This is a genomic window from Leuconostoc kimchii IMSNU 11154, from assembly GCF_000092505.1.
Lineage (GTDB): Bacteria > Bacillota > Bacilli > Lactobacillales > Lactobacillaceae > Leuconostoc > Leuconostoc kimchii.
This window is the reverse complement of sequence record NC_014136.1, coordinates 1,689,188-1,711,316: the sequence shown is the minus strand read 5'-3', so window position 1 is coordinate 1,711,316 and position 22,129 is coordinate 1,689,188. Positions and strand designations below refer to the sequence as shown.

Annotated in this window: 14 protein-coding genes; all 14 read right to left on the bottom strand. The window is 34.9% G+C overall.

Annotation, left to right across the window (positions count from 1 at the left end):
* Positions 1–314: 314 nt before the first annotated feature.
* Positions 315–1,817, bottom strand: a complete 1,503-nt coding sequence (locus LKI_RS09105) for a CDP-glycerol glycerophosphotransferase family protein (protein WP_013103856.1) — start codon at positions 1,815–1,817, stop codon at positions 315–317.
* Between the two features lie 33 nt (positions 1,818–1,850).
* Complete coding sequence (locus tag LKI_RS09100) at positions 1,851–4,523, bottom strand: CDP-glycerol glycerophosphotransferase family protein (RefSeq protein ID WP_013103855.1); 2,673 nt, start codon at positions 4,521–4,523, stop codon at positions 1,851–1,853.
* Between the two features lie 67 nt (positions 4,524–4,590).
* Positions 4,591–4,992: a hypothetical protein gene (locus LKI_RS09095; protein WP_013103854.1), complete on the bottom strand. Its 402-nt coding sequence runs from the start codon at positions 4,990–4,992 to the stop codon at positions 4,591–4,593.
* A gap of 16 nt (positions 4,993–5,008) precedes the next feature.
* Positions 5,009–6,142, bottom strand: a complete 1,134-nt coding sequence (locus tag LKI_RS09090; RefSeq protein WP_013103853.1) for a polysaccharide pyruvyl transferase family protein — start codon at positions 6,140–6,142, stop codon at positions 5,009–5,011.
* Positions 6,135–7,109, bottom strand: a complete 975-nt coding sequence (locus LKI_RS09085; RefSeq protein WP_013103852.1) for an XcbB/CpsF family capsular polysaccharide biosynthesis protein — start codon at positions 7,107–7,109, stop codon at positions 6,135–6,137. Before LKI_RS09085 ends, LKI_RS09090 begins: the two co-directional genes overlap by 8 nt.
* A gap of 11 nt (positions 7,110–7,120) precedes the next feature.
* Positions 7,121–10,057, bottom strand: coding sequence for a CDP-glycerol glycerophosphotransferase family protein (locus LKI_RS09080; protein ID WP_013103851.1), 2,937 nt, complete (start codon positions 10,055–10,057; stop codon positions 7,121–7,123).
* 10 nt (positions 10,058–10,067) lie between these two features.
* The gene (locus tag LKI_RS09075) at positions 10,068–10,880 is read right to left on the bottom strand and encodes an ABC transporter permease (RefSeq protein WP_013103850.1); all 813 of its coding nucleotides are present in this window, start codon (positions 10,878–10,880) and stop codon (positions 10,068–10,070) included.
* Positions 10,877–12,382, bottom strand: a complete 1,506-nt coding sequence (locus LKI_RS09070; protein ID WP_013103849.1) for an ABC transporter ATP-binding protein — start codon at positions 12,380–12,382, stop codon at positions 10,877–10,879. Before LKI_RS09070 ends, LKI_RS09075 begins: the two co-directional genes overlap by 4 nt.
* A 3-nt stretch (positions 12,383–12,385) precedes the next feature.
* Positions 12,386–13,345, bottom strand: coding sequence for a stealth family protein (locus LKI_RS09065; protein ID WP_013103848.1), 960 nt, complete (start codon positions 13,343–13,345; stop codon positions 12,386–12,388).
* Positions 13,314–14,486 (bottom strand): glycosyltransferase, encoded by a 1,173-nt coding sequence (locus LKI_RS09060; RefSeq protein WP_013103847.1) that lies wholly within the window; start codon positions 14,484–14,486, stop codon positions 13,314–13,316. Before LKI_RS09060 ends, LKI_RS09065 begins: the two co-directional genes overlap by 32 nt.
* Positions 14,483–15,076 (bottom strand): sugar transferase, encoded by a 594-nt coding sequence (locus tag LKI_RS09055; protein WP_013103846.1) that lies wholly within the window; start codon positions 15,074–15,076, stop codon positions 14,483–14,485. The genes LKI_RS09060 and LKI_RS09055 overlap by 4 nt, the downstream gene beginning before the upstream one ends.
* Positions 15,077–15,294: 218 nt before the next feature.
* Complete coding sequence (gene rfbA, locus LKI_RS09050; RefSeq protein WP_013103845.1) at positions 15,295–16,167, bottom strand: glucose-1-phosphate thymidylyltransferase RfbA; 873 nt, start codon at positions 16,165–16,167, stop codon at positions 15,295–15,297.
* 77 nt (positions 16,168–16,244) lie between these two features.
* Positions 16,245–17,378, bottom strand: a complete 1,134-nt coding sequence (locus LKI_RS09045) for a glycosyltransferase family 2 protein (protein WP_013103844.1) — start codon at positions 17,376–17,378, stop codon at positions 16,245–16,247.
* Between the two features lie 195 nt (positions 17,379–17,573).
* A complete protein-coding gene (locus tag LKI_RS09040; RefSeq protein ID WP_041773516.1) occupies positions 17,574–21,995 on the bottom strand; it encodes a glycoside hydrolase family 70 protein in 4,422 nt (1,473 codons plus the stop codon).
* Between the last annotated feature and the right edge of the window lie 134 nt (positions 21,996–22,129).

Genomic DNA, 22,129 nt, shown 5'->3' with positions numbered 1-22,129 from the left:
ATTATTTTGCAAGCAATTTTTCAACTTATATTTCATACCTCGATGTTGAAATTAATAAAAAAATTCTTAATTCTAAAAGCTGAAACGGACAAGAAATATTATATTCCCTACAATGCAAATTACCTTTATACCTTAAATTTAACATATTATTTAGAGATATAAAATATTTTTGTTGAAATTATGAAATTAATTCTATTTGTGATTCTTAAAAAAGCCATATCCAAGTAAACCTGGATATGGCTTTTTTTAAAATATTTTCTATAATTTTGACATCTTTTTATTTTTTTAATAGGTTAGTTACGTATTAGCTTTAGTTATTTCGATCGTATCAATCGTAAAATAGCCTGTATCATACTGCGTCGTTTATCCCGATTAATTGATTTCAAATCAATATTTTGAACTACTTCATGAATTCGCTCACTTGCACCTTGATCTTCATAAGCAAAATACTTCGACTTATTAAGTAGCTCTTCAGGTCTTAAGTGAAAGTTTTGCTCTTCTGCTTTTGCCAGTGCAAATGACAAATCACCAGAGCCATTAATACCAAAAGGTAACTCATCCAAATTGATATAACTATCAACTTCTTTTTCATATCTTTCTTTATCAAACATTTTAAAAACTACTGGTATTTCTCGATAATATGCTTCCCAAGATAACGATGAATAGTCCGTTACTAACAAAGCAACAGATGACATTAATTCATTTAGAGGCCCATCGTTGTCTGTCCATAGTTTGATATTTAACATGTCACTTGAATTCAAAGCGGCATGCATTTTAGGATGCATCATAACAATGATTTTTTTATCAGATGACAGCTTACTAATTTGTTTGATTGATTTTTTAATTGCCAAAAAATACTCTGATTGAACAAACGTTTCATCATCAACATCATCCAACCACGGACGCCAAGTGTAAAAAAATAAAATTTTATCCCTGACATTCATGCGCTCTTTTGGTAAATCAATTAAATCCCAACGAGCTAGTCCAGTAATCGGTGCTCTACTAGCATCATATCCTAACTGCTTAGTTACGATATCTTGCTCAAACTGTGAAGACGTGATTAAACGAACTGGCGCTGTTAATCTATCACCATAAAACAAATTATCTAATTTTTTAAATCCCAAAACACCATGCTGCAAGAAAACATAAGGCTTTGTTCTAACGACATTAGCTGTAAGTCCCATGTTTTCCCGCCAGAAGTAAGCATGACCTGGCGTTTCAGAACTAATGAATAACTTAGATCTTATTAGCAAATAAAAATGTTTGAAGCTACCATGTACAACAATATTTTTCAGACCATAAAGTTTATCAATATCTGGTGAATCAAGCTTTATCAAAAAGTAAACTGGTTCCTTAGCATGATATTTATTCATATACTTAAAATACGCATATCCTGACTCTTGCGCTCGGTCACTCAATTTTTCATATACAATCATTGGTCTGTTCATAGGAAACATAGTATTCATAATAGTTGCTAGAAAATACGCCCAAAATTGTCTAAATCTTTTAGATTTTGTCATACCATTATCAGATCGATATGAAATAACAAGATTTCTAGAACGTGTTGCAAATGGATACAAAACCATACGATCTGGTGACTTAATTTGATAAACATGAGAAAAAAAGAACAACTGAAAAAATTGAATCAAATTAAGTCGAAAAGGTAAAAAATCATTTCCTTTTTTTTCATAAACTTTAGTATAAACAGGATTCCAGTCATTATTTCGCAATATTTTATACAATTTTTTTCTTGATAGAGAAAAACGCCCTAATTTAACAAAGGTACCAGAATATTTTTCCACATACATAGTTTTCATAATATTACTCATTCTAGCTTTAGTATATTTATTTTATTTCATCATAGAACTTACAGCATCGAACACTCTTTTTGTATTATTTCCATCTCTGTATGGAAAATCTTTATCAACTTTTTTCTGAAATTCAGGAGACATAACTGGATCGTCAATTTTTTGAATCACCTCATTAACGAACTGCTTATATTGCTCGTTAGTATAGATGTTTCCATAAATTGCTTCTTCTTTTTGTCCTTCTATTCTTTGGAAAATGTGACCATTGAAATAATTTTTTTCATCAAACATATATTGAATAATTGGTTTTTTCATATATGCAAAGTCTAAAATAGCGGAAGAAAAATCTGTAATACCTATTGCCCCTTTTTTGAATAGGAGTTTGTATGATTCATCTGAAAAATAGTAATAATCATTTTTCTTAAATAATTCACTAAATTTAGTCAAATTCGGATGTAGTTTAACAGCAATTACATATTTTTTATTTTTTAAATGATTTTGCATTACTTTGTCATTTAAGAAATTATTAATTTGAATAAAATAGTCTGTTCGCATAAATTGTTCATCTGATAGTTTTTCCAAATATTTGCGCCAAGTAGGCATAAATAATATCAACTTTTCTTTGTTTACATCGCTACTTATAAGTAATTCATCAAGTCTAGGCATTCCTAAAATTTTTACAATACTTTTATTATAATGATATGTTTCTTTTAAAAATTCTTGCTCTTCATACAAAGTTGAGGTAACTAACAAACTAATATTTTTATTTGATTTCTGTAACCATGGACTCAAACTATGACTACTACGAGATATGCCGTGCTGTAAAAAAACAAACTTGGGCTTATTTAATATTCGCAATCCCTTATAGTAATCCTCATGTTTTTGTTGATTACCGTGTCCCATAGGATTAAATATTTGATATTCAGCATGTGCACTAAGAATGACGTCACAAATAGCCCATATCTCTTGGTGTTCTTTTGAAAACTTAGGAAGTACATTACCTAACTGTGCTATCCGTTCGTAATCTTCACTTTCCTCGCTGATAACAAAATAGGCATCAATTTCTGGATGGTTACGTACAACGTAGCTAAACATCGCTTCTGCATTATCTCCGGCCTTGCTAGGTCTGTCTTCAAATAACCAAATCGGCTTTGCCTTCGACAATAGTCTATTTCGATATTGAAATTTTTCACCCCTGTCGTTACCAAAAACTTCTTGCAACAAACTATTATTAACTTTTGCATCACGCCTAACAATCTGCAACTGTGAATTTTCTAATTGGGTGGCGAAATTTTCGGATATGGCATCAATGGTTATCTTGTTGTCGTCTAAACTTGAAAACTCATGTTTCTTATATTGGACTATAATTGCTTTCTTCTTTATACCATCGCTAATTACAACTTTAATAGCAGTGTTCAATAATTGATCGTTATTTTTATCTAAATCAAACCTTAAGTATTCTTGAACGACTAAATCCTGGTATAAATTTTTAGAAATATTTCCGCTATCGCTTTGAATATATGTTGGTTTAAGAACTGCTCGGCCAATATGCAATGAGATTTTAAAATCAGGTTGATACTTTAAGTATTGAGAACCGAATCGAATTTGAAAATATAGCGAAATATTTTCTTTATTTTCTTCTGCTACTACAAATGTAGCTTTTCTATCTTCAAAGTCAACGGTCTTATAACTGTTCCGGGTTACACTAAATGCATTTTGAACAGCAGCATTTCCTAAGTAATCTGCCTTACGTTCTATAATTTCTTTTTTAACCCAATAAGGCAACCTCAGGCTCTGCTGTATAAGTGCATAATCAATATATTTACTGAACAACGGATATAAGTATTGGTCTCTTATTATTAACTTTTGCTCCTCCTTTAATACCGCATCATTTTGAAAAGCACTTCCTTTTAATTGCCAAGACAAATCATATATTACAGTATTTTGAATAAATTTTGGTATAGCTTGATAACGCGCTAAGCTATTTTCTAAAAGCGTAGCGTCTACGGAAAAACGTAATTTCGTCTCCTCAAAAGTTAGTTCAGAAGCAGTTTTTTTGAGTGCACCATAACCATTTATTCTGCGATACCAATACTCCACATCACTAACAATACCTAACGTTAATTTATCAAGCAAAATAGTGTTAAGTAGCAACATATCTTCCGAAACTTTTAAAGTCGTATTAAATTTTCTGTTTTTAAAAGCCTCTTTTGACACAAACGCTGTAGACAACGATAATGCAATCATGTCTTGACCGGCAGAAGTTAAATCAACTAATCTAGTCCCCGAAGAAAAGCGAGTATTTAATGGATGATCCCCTGTTTGATCACCAAAAAAATACAATGGAACTACTGCAACATCTGTTAACTTTTTTCGTGGTTTTAGAAATGAATACACTTTTTCTAACATCGTGTCATCAATCATGTCATCCGGATCCATAAAATTCCAGAACTCACCCTCAGCTATACTCATACCCAAGTTTCTTGCTGCAGAAACCCCTTTATTTTCTTGACTTAAGTAAAATACATTATCATATTTTTCTGAAAATTGATAAGCAATTTCTCCACTCCTGTCAGTAGAACCATCATTAATCAAAATAAGTTGTATTGATTCTGATTCTTCAGTTTGTGTTAATACACTATTAATTGCAGCATTAATAAATGCTTCTTGATTATATACTGCCATTATTATACTAAATCTATATTTGTATTCCATGATTCTGTTCGCCCCCAATAAACATATGTACTAAATCGCTTATGCGATTTAATGGATATATTATTAATTATTTTAATATTATACTAGCAATTTTTTCAGCATTTCCATTCCGATAGCGGAAAAGTAAGTATTGCCCATCTTCATTCTTAACCTTAAAAGCAGTGGTATTGTTCTTATTTTGAATAACAAGCATCCCATCATCTTTATTCTTACCGGAACTTACAATATGCCAAGACTTTTTATTCTCAGACGAAATATTATTTCCCTTTATTGTCCACTTTTTCCAGTCCTTTGTTCCCTTTAATACCTTATATGAACCATCCTTAATAGCTACTTCTTTAGAAACAAATACTTGTTGTTCACCTGATTGTTTTGACTTGGTCGCAGGATTGACAAATAGAACAAACACTAGGCTTGTCACAACTGCTCCAATTATGACACCAAAAACCCACTTTAAAATATTACTCATTCTACACCTTCTTTTTTTATTTTTTGAAAAAATCGTTATTTACAGGAATGTCATTCTTTTTAAAGAACTTTTCATAATCTCGTAAAACATTATTGTAATTACTATAGAAAACAGGCATTTCACGCACTGCTTGATTATACAATTGCTCTACAGTTGTATCTGCTGTTATATCCTCTAATTTAATATAAGGCATTTTAAAATATTCAGCTAATTCCAATGTTCTTGTATCAATTGCAATTGTCATAGCAGGAGTACCGGACAAAATAGCTGCAATGTTACCATGAATTCGCGTTCCAATAGAAAAATCAAAAGTTGCTAACGAAGTAAACCAGGACTTTGGATCTGTAAAAAATCTAGCCCTATTTTCCTTATGAATTTTTGAACCGCTCATTACTGGTATATTTGCTTTTTTGACACTCGCAGGTACCTCGGGAAGTAATAAGCCTTCATACTTCCACTTCAATGGATGAAATTCATAAGTGTCTTGCAATATGGCAAACGAATTGTCGTAATTATCAAATATTGAATTAATTAATTCTCCCCATTTTTTATTATACCTAGATGGTGTATAGTTAACCGCTATTTTAAATTTAGGATCAAACGCTTTATATTCTCTTAGTTCGGTATTAAACTTACCACCAAAGAATCTAATCGAAGGATCACCAATAATATCAACATCACTTTCAGCAAATCCCAGACCCATTAAGTAATCTTTAGTAATTCTACCACGTACCCCAATTGATGCACTATGTTTCAGTACTTCCGCCCCAAATCGTCTAACCGCTTCATTAAGCCTAGGGTCTTCTTCACTAAGTGAAGTCCCACCTACTGACGATTGATATCCAATTCCAACAATTACTGAAGGAACTGTTATTTGCTTAAATCGTTCTATATGATTTTCGATATTGTTTATAAAATACTTATAAAAAAGATTGGCTTGTGGTAACAAAAAATAATCAGAGTTATTAATAGATTCTATACTCACGTTGTCACTAATAATGTTATTTTCACCATCATTGATAGTATTATATACTGAACCATAAAAAAGCATGTTCCCCATATTTTGACCCCAAATATGCTGGTTTATAACCTCCGTTGGCGAATAATCATTCACATATCCCTTGCTACCCCATACTACAAATTTATTCATTTTGTTCTCCTAATTGTGACACCCACTTACTAAGTTGAGAATCTAGCAATAAATTCAAAAGTGTGACCATTTCAATTTTTGCACTTGGTCCCACCAAAGAATGCATATACGCAAGTGGATTTTTTGTGTCATAAATTTTAATTCGCCTACTACCATTTAAGCGTTCTAAATCTTTAAAAGTTTCGGGTACCATTGAATCACCAACAACTATAGCTTGACGATTACCAATTTTAGCTAGTTGTTTCATTTCTGGAACAAAGTCCAGTTCTCGTGATCCTATCATGAAATGCCAATCTTTTTTTTCATTAACGAAAAAATTATCGTTGGTTATCGGATCAATACTTAGACTTTTCCAATTTCCCATTAAGCCATGATATAGTGCACCTGTTCCCCCCTTAGAACTACCTAATAACACAACGTTGCCATCATCTATATTTTTTTCAGAAATTACTGAACGGATTACTTTTTGTATGTTAGTTTCAAAATCTGGATAGTTAACAGTATTCAAATAAAAACTGCCATGGGATAAATTAAAGTCCATTATTCTTAAAATAGTTGTCCCTTTTTTAATGTTTTTTTGAATATCCGGAAAATATTCAGGAAACGTTCTCAATCCAGCGTTGGAACTATCAGTTCCAAAAAAGGAAAAGATAACAACTAAATTATTATCAGGCATATTTCGATACTTAATATCCGGTAATTCGACTGTATAAAATATACCATGTTTTTTCAAAATATCTTTGCGCATCCATGTCCATTTGCTACGTTGCATAAAGAACGAAACGCCATCCTTATGCTCACCTAACATGAAATCATGATGTAATAATTCCAAATATTTCTGATGAATTACATCATTTTGTCGTGCTAGTTGCATCATAGATTGCGATGAATGCGTTGTAACTTCAATTTTTTCAGATTCAAACTGTGGATGCCATTCGCGAATAAGATCTAACTTTTCTATAGTCACTGTTTTCACCCCTACTTGACTTTACTATATACTAGTTTAGCCATTTTATATGATAAGGAATCATTTTTAAGATGATTCTTAACATATTTACGTGCTTTTTTAAAGTTAAGCTTAGACTTATTTTGCGCTTTTTCAACCTTTAACGAAATACTTGAAACTGCGCCACTAAAAACTTCTGACAATTGTTCGTCACTATACATAGTAGCTTCCTGTTCAAGCTTATATTTAACTAAGCTCTCTACCTCAACTGCCAGACGTTCAGAACTATCATTATCAACATACTTAAAGAAATTTTGAATACGTTCCATATAGTGTGCATTTATGCTAAATCCATTTTTAGAAATCATCTGCAGTTGATCCATAGTTCCGTCCAAATTTTCGAATACCGGGCCAAAGCCCATTGTCTCGAAATCAAAATAACCTGCTTTATTATTAACATTTCCAGAATCAAATTGGTAATATATTGTTGGCTTATTTTGATACGCCATATCAAAATAAATAGATGAAAAATCAGTAACCAGTGTATCCGAGTATTTAAGAATATCTACATAACGCTCATCAGTTCTAACTTCTCTAACGTAATTAGGTATTTCAAATGCACTATCAACTTCTCTAAAATGAGGATGTGGTAACCAAAGTATTTCATTTCCAGTTTCTACGAGTTTTTCAAGACGTGGATCAAGCAGTAATTCTTGCCATTTTTTAAAAAATTCTGTTTCTATAAGCTTTTGCTTTTTAACGTCCAAACTGTCGGCTTCACCCCATATGCCATTTCTCCATGTTGGTGCTATCAGAATAACGCCTTCTTTTTTGAAGTCACTTTCTGTATTCAAAATAGAAAATCTATCAAACCTGGGGAATCCCGTAACTACAACTTCATTCTCCGAATATTCATAACCATAGTCTAAAAACCCTTTTTTCTCGTAATCACTTACAGTCACCAACACACGTATATCTTTTTCTATTTTACGTAACCAAATACTTAAATCGTGTTTCGTAACACCGTGCTGAAGAAAAATAAAATTATAATGGTATGCATCCCTCAAATAGCCATAGTCTTTAGCCCATGGTCGCATTATTGTTAAGTCAGCTTGACTAGATATTAGATTTGTTGCCTGAACTAACATTTGTTCATGCAGTTTTGATCCATACTCAACTAACTTGTAATTTAAATTATCTAAGCGATCCCAATCAGGAGAATCAGGTTTCAATACGAATACATTTGTCCACTCAGGATGGTTTTTTTGCACGAATTGATAAAAAACTTCAGCGTTATCATCTGCTCTGTCTTCACGATCTTGAAATATATTGATGACTTGGCTGGATCCTTTGCTACGCAAAGCAAGCTTTCTAAGTTCAATAAGTTCTTGTTTCCTATCATTGTCGAGATGTGTCGCTAGTATCCCTTTTTTAAAATCAGTTTCTAACTTTAAAAGATTTTGTACTGTGTTATTAAGTATAGAAAATTGGTTCTTATCAAAGTTAAATCGCAATAGTTTAGTTCTAGACCAAACATAGTTCTTTTTTATTCCACCCCCTATTGAAACAAGCATTCCAGCAAAATTCACTTTCAGAGGTAGTGAAATGCCTTCATATTTAACCTCAAAAGATAGTTGTTCTGAATCATTTAAATCAACCAAATCAATATTGAATTCAAATGTTTTTATTGATTGAATAGGTAAGCTTATCATTTTTTGACGAGCTGGTTCATTAATAGACTCAGCATGGAATACCTTATCACCATCAGTCGCAACCAAAGACAGTAAATCTCCCCATAAATGATTTATAACTATAGTTAGATTTAAGGTGTCTGTTTCTGGTCGGTACTTAGCCACATATATCTTACCTTCTAAGTTACTAAGTCTGTATTTCTTTTTCCCTGCACTTAATATTACATCTTTTTTTGTTTTAATCACATTACCAATTGGACGTCTATAATCAGGCCACTTACCACTATTTTTTATATATTTTATACTTTCCTTCTTTACCCAAGATAAGTGTCCCTGACTGTCAATGACATCTTCCGAAATATAATGTAAAATATCTGTCAATTTATCTAAATATGTATCATACCAAGCAGAATCACCAACAAAAGGTAATTCTTCCCGTCTCACTTTCCAAGCTATGTCATACATAATTAACATCTGTAGCCATTTATCAATCTGACCTGTTTCGTTTTGATTACTTTCGGCTAGTTTAATGAGCATCTCAACATTTGGAATATATGTTTCAGGATCACTACGTGAACTATCCATCGCAGAGTCGGCAGCATCTCTAGCACGATATAAATAATATATATCGTTTATAAGCCCAAATTTTTGTTCAATCTCTACAATTTGAGCAACTAACGAAAGATCTTCTCCATACTTTCGTCCTACTTCAAACTCTAAGTTGTTTTCAATTAATAAACTTCTAACAATAAATGTTGAAGATATGTGGGCAAAAATTTTAGAAGGTGCTGACTCAATATTTACAATTTCTTCAGATTTCGTAAATATTTTATTTAAAACATGCGGACCTGTTTTAGCCTCAAACATCATCAACGGTATTTTAACTATTTTGACGTCAGCATGGTTTTGAAAAAATAGGTTCAAAGCATACAATGCCCCACTATCCAGCATGTCATCAGCGTCCATAAAATTAATGATCTTTCCAGACGACACTTTTAAGCCAGCATTTCTTGCCGCCGAAACCCCCTCATTCACTTTGTCAACTACTTTGATATTGTCTGGATAGTCATTTTGCCAACGTTGAGCAACAATTAATGTATTATCACTTGATCCATCATTAACAATGATAATTTCTACATATTTTTTAAAATTGAGAGTTTGATTAACTATAGATGTAATGGCTTCATCAAGGTATTTTTCTACATTATAGGCAGCCATGATGATAGAAAATGATTTAGTGCTTTTGGTTAAATTTGATCTTAAATTTGTTTCGTTCATTTTTATGCTCCTATAAGTACTCTACAAAATCCCTTTTAAATTTCTCATGAAAATACGACCCAGTAATCATAAATATAACAACCACTGACCAAAAAATAATCGTGCTATTGATAAAATGACGTGCAAATAAGGGTGTTGGCTGATAAATTGTATCACGCAGGCCATAAACTATATAGTAAAAAGGACTTAATCTTAATATATTTCCAATGCTACTCTGCATTTGGTCTAAATCAAAAATTACTCCGCTTACCCACATTCCCATAGACATTACCAACCTAAGAATACTAATATAGTCGGGAATTAATATTAAAATGGAAGAATTTAATAATGCAAAACTATAACTAAATATTACCGCAGCAAACATGAAATAAAAGCTAGCATACCAATGAGGACTAAACCCATCACCATTAAGTATGATAAATATAATAGAAACGCTCTCCAACGTCACAAATATCCATCCTGCTGAGGCAATTGAAATTGATGGCAAAATTGACAAAGGGAATTTCATCTTAGTTGCTAAGCCAATTTGTTTTTTAATGGATTCTGAACCTGATAAAATACCTGCGCTCATAAATCGCCAAATACCCATACCTATCATTAACCAGGCTAAGTAACCTAACACCGTTTGGCCGGGTTGCAATCCACGTAATCCTAAACCGAAAATAAAAAAATAAACACTAACCTGCAATATTGGATCAACTATTTTCCAAATTTGCCCTAAAAATAGATTTTGATAAGTACTTTGATCACCATACTTTACCATCCTCAATATTAACGGAAAAAACTTAATTTGATCATACAATATTTTAAATGCCTTTATCATGGCGTCCTCCCAGGTTCACTAGTAGTTGCCGCACTACTAGCATCAGATACTTCACTATTGCCAGATGCTGATGTTGACCCATTTTGATCAGAAGCAGATGGTGTATTAGCTGCAGGAACTTCCTGCTGAACGTTGTTACCTTGCGTTGCAGCATCGCTATTCCCATAAACAGGTGGCTGTGTATACGTTACATCTGGTACTATGTCAGTGTTATCCGTTACAGCAATACTTGAATCGGCGACCTGCTCTTGATCATCAGGTACACCATTACCATTATCATCTACAATAGAACTAGTACTGACTGAATTAGTAGATTCCATAACAGAGGTTTCGGATGAGGTACTGCTCTTCTCTTTTTTTAAACTATTACCATTTTTTGATGAGACTTTACCACCAGACTTTGTTTGTTTGGTTTTTTTACTCTGATTAGTTTTACTTGCCTCTTTATTTACTAATTTAGAATCGGCAAGTGTGACAGAACTAGTCATTCCCAACACTATAATCAAAATTGCCACAATAACCCAATTTAATATTCCAAACTTAACATTTTGAATTTGTTTCTTTGTCTTACGTGTTGCTTTTTTAACTAACTTTTTTTGTTCATGCTCAATTTGTTCAGCTTGATGAATAGAAACTCTTGTAGGCTTTGTTACACTAGGTAAGCTAACATCTAATTGCTTTTTTACAATATCCACTGCTGAAAAATCTTTCTGAGCAAATTTCATTTTGAGAATATACTTTTCTCTTTCTCTACGTGGTCGTTTACTAAAACGTCGCTGCCAATCTGTATATCTCTTCATAACAACTTCTGTTGGTCCAATTTCATGGAGTTCCCCAAAATGCATCCAAATCACTCGATCTGCAATTTGCTTAACTTGACTGGCAGAGTGACTAACAAAAAAAATCGTCTTTCCCTGTGCTTTAAACTCACGAATTTTTTCAAAGCTTTTATTGGCAAAAGTTGAATCACCAACAGATAGTGCTTCATCAATGATCATGATATCTGGATCAGTATGCGCCATAATTGAGAAACCTAATTTGGCTTTCATTCCTGATGAATAGCTCTTAACGGGTTGATCAATAAAATCGCCCAATTCCGAAAATGCTATAATCGTGGGCGCAATTGCTTTGATCTGCTTTTTAGTTAATCCAGACATTAACAGCTTTAATTGAATATTATCCCTACCAGTTAAGGCAGGTTTCAAGCCCGCCCCGATACTGATAATAGACGTATTGCCATTAATTGTTAAGTCTCCCGTCGTTTGCGGGTAGATTTCACTTACGATGTTTAGTAGCGTTGATTTACCAGAACCATTTAGTCCTACAACGCCGATTGCTTCGCCAGCAAAGACATCGAAAGAAACCCCCTTTAACGCCCAAAAAGCTCTGTCTTTCTTGGCAGAAAAACTGAGCATATTTAATATTTTCTCTGATCGCGTTTTCATTAGTTCAAAACGCTTAGTCACATTTTTAACGCTAATTTTTATTTTTTCTTCACTCATAGTTCATTTCTCAAATGATGATTTTCTATAATTATTTTCAAAAGTTTCCACTAATCGTTTAGTTTCTAATTGAAATTGTGCTTCACCCATATCACGATCGGATATTGTGACTAACTGACGATGTTTATCTAAGTTATCCCCTAAATATTGTAACCGTCCTAACCCTTTATGTACAGGCATAAATTCACCACGCACTAATCTATCATATCTAACTAACCAATGACTAATGTCTGTGGTGTCCCTAAATTTATGATGACCGGTTTGATCTTGATATGATTTATTCATCTCAAGCACATGCCTGTAATGACTTTTTAGATAAGCATACGGTATGTGACTATCATAGAAACGGGTAAAAGTTGAAAATGGTAGCAGGTACAAGTTAACTAAATTCATTGTGCCATAACGCCAGTTAATAAATTTGAAAAAATGTTGTTTAATCACCTGGTGCTTGTTATATACTTGGTTAATCAAACGTAAGTTATTAACAAATAGGTGCGCAAAGTCGTCAACAGGATTAATAACATTGGAACCAAAAATATCCTTGGGTTGTCCTTTTTTATCAAAAAAATGAGTTGGTTTAATTGGACGATTGATAAACATGTCATCATCAAACAAAACGAAATGTTCTGCTAACCCATCAATCTCATGAATATACATTTGAATTGCATTTGAATTAAAAGTCGGGACCGCATCTTTAGGCATAAATGTTTCATGATTTACAATATGCAACTTAGAATGCTCGGTGTTCAACCATTCAGGCACTTGATGATCCGTCACAAAGTGTATTTTATTAACCCACGGCGCATTAGTTTCAACCATACGGAACCAATACTTCAAAGTGCCATAGTCTCGATACCTTTCATTGCCATTAAGTTCTTCCGTATTCGACTGATATTGTGCTTTTTTAGTTTGCCATTGTGGGTCGTTGCCGTCAACCCACAATATCACGAAGTCTATTGGCATGAATTGTCCCCATTCGTTGATAAACTTGTTCCATTTGCTGATCAATATTTTTCCGATCATACGTCATTAGTTGCAAAATACTACGATCACTCAAAGTCATACGAGGGTTATCTATGGCATCTTCTAATAACCCGGCTAGCTGTTGACTATCACGTGGCTTAAACGTGACACCCACTTCTTCATTTAATATATAGTCTCGTATACCTCGAATATCCGAACCAATTAGGTAAACACCATCACGTATTGCCTCAAGACCAGCCCGAGATAAGCCTTCTCGTAACGATGGTAACACGGCTACATCTGCAGATAGATTTAATCGGCGTATATTGGTCGTGTACTTTAAAAAATGAACTTGATCTCTAACATGTAACTCTATTGCCAGCGTTGTTAATTCATCTAATAATGGTCCTTTACCAGCAATGATATAATGCAGATTAGACCGATTCAATTGATGTAATGCTTCAATAACCACACGATGATTTTTACGTCGGGATAATTCACCAACAGAGACAATAATCTTTGCATCAGATGGCAAATTGAATTTTTCTTGAATATAAGCTAGTGCTTGCTGTTTTTCGGAGGGTTCTCGTTTGTTTAATAAACTATAATTAACACCCACACCGGCTTGATAATCTAACCGCTTAGCATGTAAGTGTTTTTTTGCAAGATTATAATCTTCTTGATTAATGACAATAAGCTGATACGTTACAAACGACAACAGCCACTCTATTGGATAAGTTACCCAGTTAATCAAAGGACTCGTTTTTGAAAAATGAAACCCATGCGCTGTATAAACAACTGGTACTTTATTTTTCCACGCAGCAAGTCGTCCTAAAACAGAAGCAATAGGTGTATGAACATGAATAAATTCAAAATTCTCACGTTTCATAAGTTTATTCAATTGCCCTACGGCATTGATATTATCAGTCAACTTACCAAAGCCACGCTCTATACTCAAATTATGTACAACAACATCTTTCTCATATAACCAATCAATAAATCGTTGATTACTCTTTCCAGATAGCGTCCCATAATGCGTGAAATTTGCCGCGACATGAACCTCGTATCCCAATTTTTGTAAAATGTTAATGTTTCGATGATTAAATTGTGCCAAAAACGATGCAGTTGATGCTACTATCAATGCTTTTTTTGAAAAAATTTCTTCACACCATCTCTTTCTACAATGATTGGCAAGGTCAATATGAGAATTAGTAAGTCCTCTTTCGCCGATATGCGTTGACTGTATATCGCATCATAATCAGCTTTTTGACGATCATTTAACTTTTTACGGCCTTTAACTTGGGCCAGCCCTGTAATTCCTGGTTTGACATTAATTGCGCCTGACGCTGTTCTCAAAGCCACTAATTTTGCTTCTTGAGGAACCACTGGCCGCGGTCCAATAATACTCATATCTCCTTGTAATACATTCCATAATTGTGGTAATTCATCAATTGACGTATTTCGCAAAAAGCGCGCAAAAGGCGAAACACGGTTTCTAATTTTCACACGCGCCTGACCAACAAGAATCGGCGTGTTTTTAGGTAAAGTTCTAAATTTATATATTTTAAAAATTTTGCCATATTGTCCAACTCGATCCTGCTTATAAATTGGACTATCTTTTGTTGTTAAAAGTAATATTATAAACACAATTGAAAGCAACGGAGATAATAATATGATGAAAAGGGTCGCAAAAAAAAGGTCAAAAAACTGCTTTATATACTTGGTATACATCGACTCTCTCCGTCTCATATATTAATATACTGTTTAAAAACCGTTTGATTAAATTTTCCAGCAAAAACATTTAATCTAGGTTTAATCTGTATCACTTAAGTTTACCAATTAAATCTTGATTGATCTATTACAACATTATTACAAAAACTAAGTGCAATGATGCACTTATCTTTACATTGGCGTGATACTAAATATTTGTGTCGACATTACCAAAAATATTACTTTTCTTCAGCAATGATTCGAAGCAAATATTGCCCATAATCATTCTTCTGCAAAGGCTGTGCTAATGCTTCTAGTTGCCTCAAGCTAATGTAACCCATCCGATAAGCAATTTCTTCCAGTGACGCAATTTTTAAATTTTGCTGATTTTGTAAGGTCGCCACAAATGATGATGCTTCAATCAGTGAATCATGAGTTCCTGTATCTAACCATGCATAACCACGCCCCATCACTTGGACATCTAGATCACCACGTTCCAAATAGGCTTGGTTAATATCAGAAATTTCGATTTCACCACGTGCTGACGGCTGCACACGGGCTGCAATGTTCACAACATCATTATCGTAAAAGTACAAACCAGTAACTGCATAGTTTGATTTTGGATTGGTTGGTTTTTCAACAATTGATCGCGCGCGACCGGATTTATCAAAGTCGACAACACCAAAGCGTTCAGGATCTTTCACTTGGTACCCAAAAATTGTGGCACCTGATTGTTTTAAGGCTGCCTCTTGTAATTTTTTTGACAACCCTGCGCCATAAAAAATATTATCACCCAACACCAAAGCTACTGTATCATCCCCAATAAAATCAGCGCCAACAATAAAAGCATCAGCCAAACCGCGTGGTGTTTCTTGTGTCGCATATTGAATAGTCAGCCCCAAGTCATGGCCGTTACCAAACAATTCTTCAAACTGCCCCACATACTCGGGCGTTGAAATCAGTAAAATATCTTTAATTCCAGCCAACATCAAAACAGACATTGGATAATAAATCATCGGTTTGTCATAAATAGGCACCAACTGTTTACTGGTTGCTTTAGTAATGGGATAAAGTCGCGTGCCGGAGCCTCCGGCTAAGATAATACCTTTCATCATTTTTCTCCTTAACGGTACATACGGATAAAATAGTACATATCTGCAATTATTTGGCTTTAATCAGTCAATGGAAGCTAGGTTTTAATCGTAAAATCTACTGGCACACTATATGACTTGCCTTTAATAACGATCTGTCTGATCATCTTACCGTCCAACACATTGACCTGTTGTTCTTTTAAGTTTGTATTCACCAATTCTTTTTTCAAATCCTGTAGCTCACGATAGTTCAAACCATGTTTAACACCTAATACCAACCATTGGCTTTGCGGACAAACATAGGTTATATCCTGTTCTAATAAGTGTTGCGCAATGATTTCTCGTAACCCAGTAATGAGTTGCTCACGCTGATCAGCGCCTTTTTGAATTTTTAGAATAGCAAGTAATGTCCCATAAGAATAGAATAGTCTACCAATATACATCGCCTTGAGCACTGATTTCTCATGTGATTGCCAGACGGATGAAGCTTCAATAATGTCCAGTACTGCCGACAAAATGTTCAAATACTTCCAAGGTTCATTATAGGTATATGTTTCACTTTTACCCAAATTACCAAGATCGTCGCGCTGATTCCAAAAATAATAATTCTGATCAGCCAAGATTGAAATTTTTCGAGACACTGAGTACGCCTTCATATTAAACACCTGATCTTCTTCTACTGGAATGTCATCACTATCATAAAAACGTACATCATAGTTATTCAGCATGGCCCTGCGATACATTTTATGTGGCGCCAGCGTGTTTAAAATATGGTCCGTGAGCATGCTCGCATCTTTAATATTCTGTCCTGCTTCAAATGGGACTTGCGTGCCATTAAAATTTTGTCCTTGCGCATACTTGCCAATAATGACATCAGAATCATCCCCAGCAAAGCTGACAAAGCGTTCAAGCGTGTTATCAGCCAAATTGTCATCCTGGTCCATTAACATGACAAAAGTGCCTCTTGCCTCATTTATGCCATGATTTCTAGGAATGCTCGGATAACCATGGTTTTGTGACTCTTTAATAATTTTGAGGTGTTTTATTTTGTCTTGATAAGCAAGAATGACGTCCAAAGGTTGCGTACTTCTGTCATCAACAATAATGACCTCAAAATCTGATTGCGGCATCGTTTGTCTAGCAAGCGAGTCGAGTGCTTTTTTGATATAATCACCCGCATTATAATGTGCAATGACTACTGATACTTTAAAAATGTCTTGATTCATATTCATGATCAATATCTCCAATGGTATCGAGTTAATAGTTTGAATAATCTATATTTTTAATCTAATTTTAATGTATTTATTATCAGTATAGCAATTATCCCCTTACTTAGCTATAACACCAATATTACAAAAAAAGAAGCACATATTTGTGCTTCCCACTTGTCATGTAACTAATTTTTAACTGTCCAAATGAATTATTGTTCAGTCAACGGCGTTACCGTCATTATCGAAATAAACTTGTTTACCATCAATTGTTACAAATTGATTAGTCACCATGTCGCCAGAGTTAACATCATAGTAATGCAACTTTCCAGTTTCATCGATATGCGTACCACCCTTAAGTTGTACACCGTTATCATTGAAGTAAAGTGTTTGTCCGTTAATTTTCTGTTCACCTGTTACGGCGTGTCCATCTTTATCCAAGTATAACCATGAACCATCCGGTAATTCACCGAAATCATTTCTCAATTTATCACCAGTATGTCCATCATAATAGCTGATTGTACCATCGCTGTTTTTAACCTGATCATTTTTAACTTGTTCACCATTAGAGTTAAAGTATAGTTCTTGACCAGCAACGTTTTGTTCACCCGTCAATGCATCCCCTTGATCGTTCAAGTATAACCATTGACCGTTATTTTCCAAACGTTTAAAGTCATTTTTAACCTGCTTACCATCATAATTGAAATAGACTGTTTGACCGTTTATTTCTTGTTTATTAGTGACAGCAATTCCCTGATCATCAAGGTAAATCCATGATTGATTTGGTAATTCTTGCCAAGTGTTCGTCAAGAGGTTACCTGTTTGAGCATCAAAGTAACGTAGATCACCCTTATCATCTCTAATAGCGGTGCCCTTAACTTGGACACCATTTTGATCAAAATACTGCTCAGATGTTGACCCGTTATCGGCAGTAATTGTTGTTAATCCAAGTGCCATATGACCATCAGCAAAGAAGTAACGCCAGTTATTGTCAGATCCTAAGTAATATTGATTAACAACCGCTTTACCAGTCTTATTGTAATAATACTGGTTTTGACCATCCGACAAGTAGGCATCTTGCAACTCAACGCCATTAGGTAGGAAATAATACTTTCTACCATTAATTTCTTGTGAGCCGACAACCATGTAACCATCGTTATCGAAATAATACCAATTGTTATTGTCTTGAATAAAGGTATTCTTAGCTTGATAGCCACTCGTTGAATAAAACGCCGTCTGACCACTCTCGTTGGTCGTAAAGCCAGTACTTGTCTTCTCACCTAACAACTGTTTAGGCAAGAAATCATTATCACTTGAGACATTAAAGTATTGGTTGGTTGCCCAGTCTTTTAAGACATACCAAGCACCGCGGCCCTGAATATTTGAACCGTTAAAGTACTTTGCTGACCATTCTGTAATTTTAACATCGGGATTCATTGGCTTACCCGTTGAAATTTGCTTAGTTTCAAACAAAGTTGGATAGTCTGCTTTCAATTGATCCAAGAATGCCCCACCATATTGGGCTTGATACTGGCCGCCACCGATTGTTGATGAATCATATAAAGTATGGTTGATCACTGAATCATCGTCATCTTTTCCAGAACTGTTTGTTCGCGTTGCTGTGACAATTTGTTCACCCGGCAAATTATATATTTGATCAGGCACCCAGTCGTTAATAGCTTGAATGCCTTGTGCATGCAACGCTCTCAAACTATCGACTAATTGCTCTGCTGTGCCGTACTTAGTTGGTGTGTTGTAACCAATATCATAGCGATCTGTAAAGGCATAGCCGTTTTGAACAACAGAATCCAAGAAGCTTTGATCCGTACTTGAACGATACTGTGGTGCTAATTCAAAGGTTGTAATGCCTAAATCTTTAAACAAGCTCGCATTTTGAGCAATTTTAACATTGGTATACTCATCTGCATTTGTTGGCATAGCCTGGAAGTTAGAGAAGCCCTCATAGATAACTTGAGAGTCTAGCGCTGCATTAGAATGATACGTGCTGCCATCAGTAGATGTTTCTGTACTGCTAGCGGTTCTCACATCTTGATTTGCACTGGCACCAACAGGTACCCAGGCAGCCAAATAACCAGAAACTTGTGGATCATTAATACCCTGTACCAAATCTGATTTGAAAATCAATTGCCCCAAATCATTTGTACGTATCACAGGCGCACCAGCATCGTCATTATAGATTTGCAACCCATCTTTGGTACTTAGCATCAAGGCACGATAATCTTGGTTTTTATGTGCAGCACCCATGTTCAAGACAACTTGTTCATTCTGATTTAAATTCAAATCAGGTTGATTACTAATCACTAGGCCAATACCTGATGTTCGTGTGTCTGCGTTTCCAGTATCAGTAGCGTTTGTAGAACCGGTTCCATAACGGACCGAAGTTAGGACCCCTTGATTGTCATGTAAGTAAGTTGTTCCCATACTTTGACCACCAGACACATATTTAACGCGTGACTTCAATAATGACGTAATGGCATCGTAGTATGGGGATTGCTTTGCCATATATTGACCGTCATCAGTATACAAATCACCATAATAAACACGTGGCACTGTATCTTTATTCGTTAATAATAACGCGTAAGATGATGGTATATTATAAGCAGTGTATTCTTTATCTGCCTTTAATTCATCGGCATTATAAATTTCAAATGCTTTTTTGATCTCATCAGGTGTGACGGTTAACCCATCTGAGTTGGGATTAATTTTATCTTTGACAATTTGCGCAATAACTGTTTGTACTTCACTATCATGGGCTCGGATGAATGAATAGTTAGGTTGCGCCGTGTTTTCCGTTGAATCTTCTGTTCTATTGACCAAACTGTTCGTAATTGTTGATTCCAAACCGCTACGTTGATCAACAGGCACATTCAACGCATATTTCAAACCAAGGTGAATTGGGAAATCCATTGTCAACTGATTATTACCATGTGCTTTGATATAAGCGGCATCCTTAGCTTCCCAATCTTCCAAGATTGAAATATGTGAATTGGCTTGACTATCACTTTGGTTCGTCTTATAAGCTGCCTTAAAGTAATCACTGGCAATTTGTAACAAATCAGCATCAACGTTGTCAACGGCGTCAACGCGGTAACCATCAAAATTACCTGTTTGGTCATTTTGTGTAATCGTACCAATATTCATCATATAGTACAACCAGTTTAATTGTTCAGCTTGCACAACTGGATTTGAATTATCCACATCATTAGCCAACAACATTTCATAGCCACCTTGTTGACTCGAATCAGTAATCTGACCATTTTGATTAATTGGTGTGCGGTTTAGCAAGCGATCGTCAGAATTAGCATCTGGTGTTTTATCACTATTAACATACAATAGTGCGCCGCCTTGCAAATGATCATTTGATTTAGATTCACTGCTAATATTCCAATTAGGTTGACTATTAACCCATTGTGTCATGTCTGTTTTTAACCAGTCTGTACTGTTCCCAGACAAACTAATTTTTTGTTCGATATTTTTCTGAACTGACATCGCACTATTCGTTAAATCAGCTGTTTGCGTGCTATTTGAAATAGCAACATCATCTTCTAAAAGTCCAACAGACTGCATATATTTGAGGTAAGCAACTTGTGTATCTTTATCAGGCCACCATGACATGAGCAATGGTCGGAAATCAGTTGCTGCTGATGGTGTCCATGTCGTCCCTGACTTCAAAATCTCTTTAGGTCGATACCAACTATTAGCAGTCAAATACCCGTCAACATTTGTGAAGCTATCAGCCGTTAAAGAATAGGCAGCATTGTGTTCATTATCAATGTTAGTTAAACCGTCGGCATATTGGCGATCATTCGATGTCAATTCACCAGTTGTCTTATCAAAATAGAGTACTTGACCATCAACAACAGCGGTAAAATTCTTTTTAACTTGACCATCATCACCAACAAAATATGTTTTGCCATCAATTTGTTTGATGTTTGGTGAATCACTTTCGATTTTGTCAAGTTGCTGAGCTTGACTAGTCTCCTTTTTGTCACTGGCTGTACTTGCGTTTGATGAATTACTTTGTGATGTTGATGGTTCTACAGTGCTCTGATCAGTTGTTACTTTGTCATTTGCCTTATAAACTGTTGCATCTGATGTTTTAGTACTTGCGGCAGGTACGTTTTTATCAACAGTCGCTGTTGGCGTCTCAATTTTAGCTGGCTCAGTTACTGGCTGAGTTGTTCCCGTATTTGTTGTAGCAGGTTCCACCGCTGATGTAGCTGCTGTCTTATCGTCTGTTGCGGCTTCTGTTTTAGCCGGTTCTGTCACTGGTTCAGTTGCCGTCTTGTCAACTGCTGTCACATCCGCCTTAGCTGGTTCTGCTATTGGTGTGTCTGCTGTCTTATCGTCTGTTGCGGCATCCGTTTTAGCCGATTCAGTCACTGGTGTGACTGTCGCCTTGTCATTTGCTACTGCATCATCGTGAGTTGATCCTTGCTCTTGCGCCTTGACTGGATCGTTCGCAGCAACCAATGTAGCATTGTCTGTGTGAGTTGTATCGGCACTTACATTAGTAACCGTGGCGCCAAAGATGGCTAATGAAAAAATACCAGCTGTCACTAACATTTTACCTGACTTGTACAACTTCTTGCGTTCACATACTATTCTCTTATCTCTCATTAAAAAGCCACCTTTTCCTTTTTTTTGTTTCCATTATTTAAAATTCCATTACATTTTTTGGAATTTTTTGTATTTGTAAAAGTTGATTAACCTTTACCATGTCATTCTACAACGCATACGATGCTATTTTTTAT

What these genes read in the sequence shown, in the direction of transcription:
- LKI_RS09095 (WP_013103854.1), bottom strand. Translation starts at nt 4,992, where the DNA reads ATGAGTAATATTTTAAAGTGGGTTTTTGGTGTCATAATTGGAGCAGTT.
- LKI_RS09105 (WP_013103856.1), bottom strand. Translation starts at nt 1,817, where the DNA reads ATGAAAACTATGTATGTGGAAAAATATTCTGGTACCTTTGTTAAATTA.
- LKI_RS09055 (WP_013103846.1), bottom strand. Translation starts at nt 15,076, where the DNA reads ATGTATACCAAGTATATAAAGCAGTTTTTTGACCTTTTTTTTGCGACC.
- LKI_RS09045 (WP_013103844.1), bottom strand. Translation starts at nt 17,378, where the DNA reads ATGAATATGAATCAAGACATTTTTAAAGTATCAGTAGTCATTGCACAT.
- LKI_RS09090 (WP_013103853.1), bottom strand. Translation starts at nt 6,142, where the DNA reads ATGAATAAATTTGTAGTATGGGGTAGCAAGGGATATGTGAATGATTAT.
- LKI_RS09040 (WP_041773516.1), bottom strand. Translation starts at nt 21,995, where the DNA reads ATGAGAGATAAGAGAATAGTATGTGAACGCAAGAAGTTGTACAAGTCA.
- LKI_RS09075 (WP_013103850.1), bottom strand. Translation starts at nt 10,880, where the DNA reads ATGATAAAGGCATTTAAAATATTGTATGATCAAATTAAGTTTTTTCCG.
- LKI_RS09080 (WP_013103851.1), bottom strand. Translation starts at nt 10,057, where the DNA reads ATGAACGAAACAAATTTAAGATCAAATTTAACCAAAAGCACTAAATCA.
- LKI_RS09065 (WP_013103848.1), bottom strand. Translation starts at nt 13,345, where the DNA reads ATGCCAATAGACTTCGTGATATTGTGGGTTGACGGCAACGACCCACAA.
- rfbA (WP_013103845.1), bottom strand. Translation starts at nt 16,167, where the DNA reads ATGAAAGGTATTATCTTAGCCGGAGGCTCCGGCACGCGACTTTATCCC.
- LKI_RS09070 (WP_013103849.1), bottom strand. Translation starts at nt 12,382, where the DNA reads ATGAGTGAAGAAAAAATAAAAATTAGCGTTAAAAATGTGACTAAGCGT.
- LKI_RS09100 (WP_013103855.1), bottom strand. Translation starts at nt 4,523, where the DNA reads ATGGAATACAAATATAGATTTAGTATAATAATGGCAGTATATAATCAA.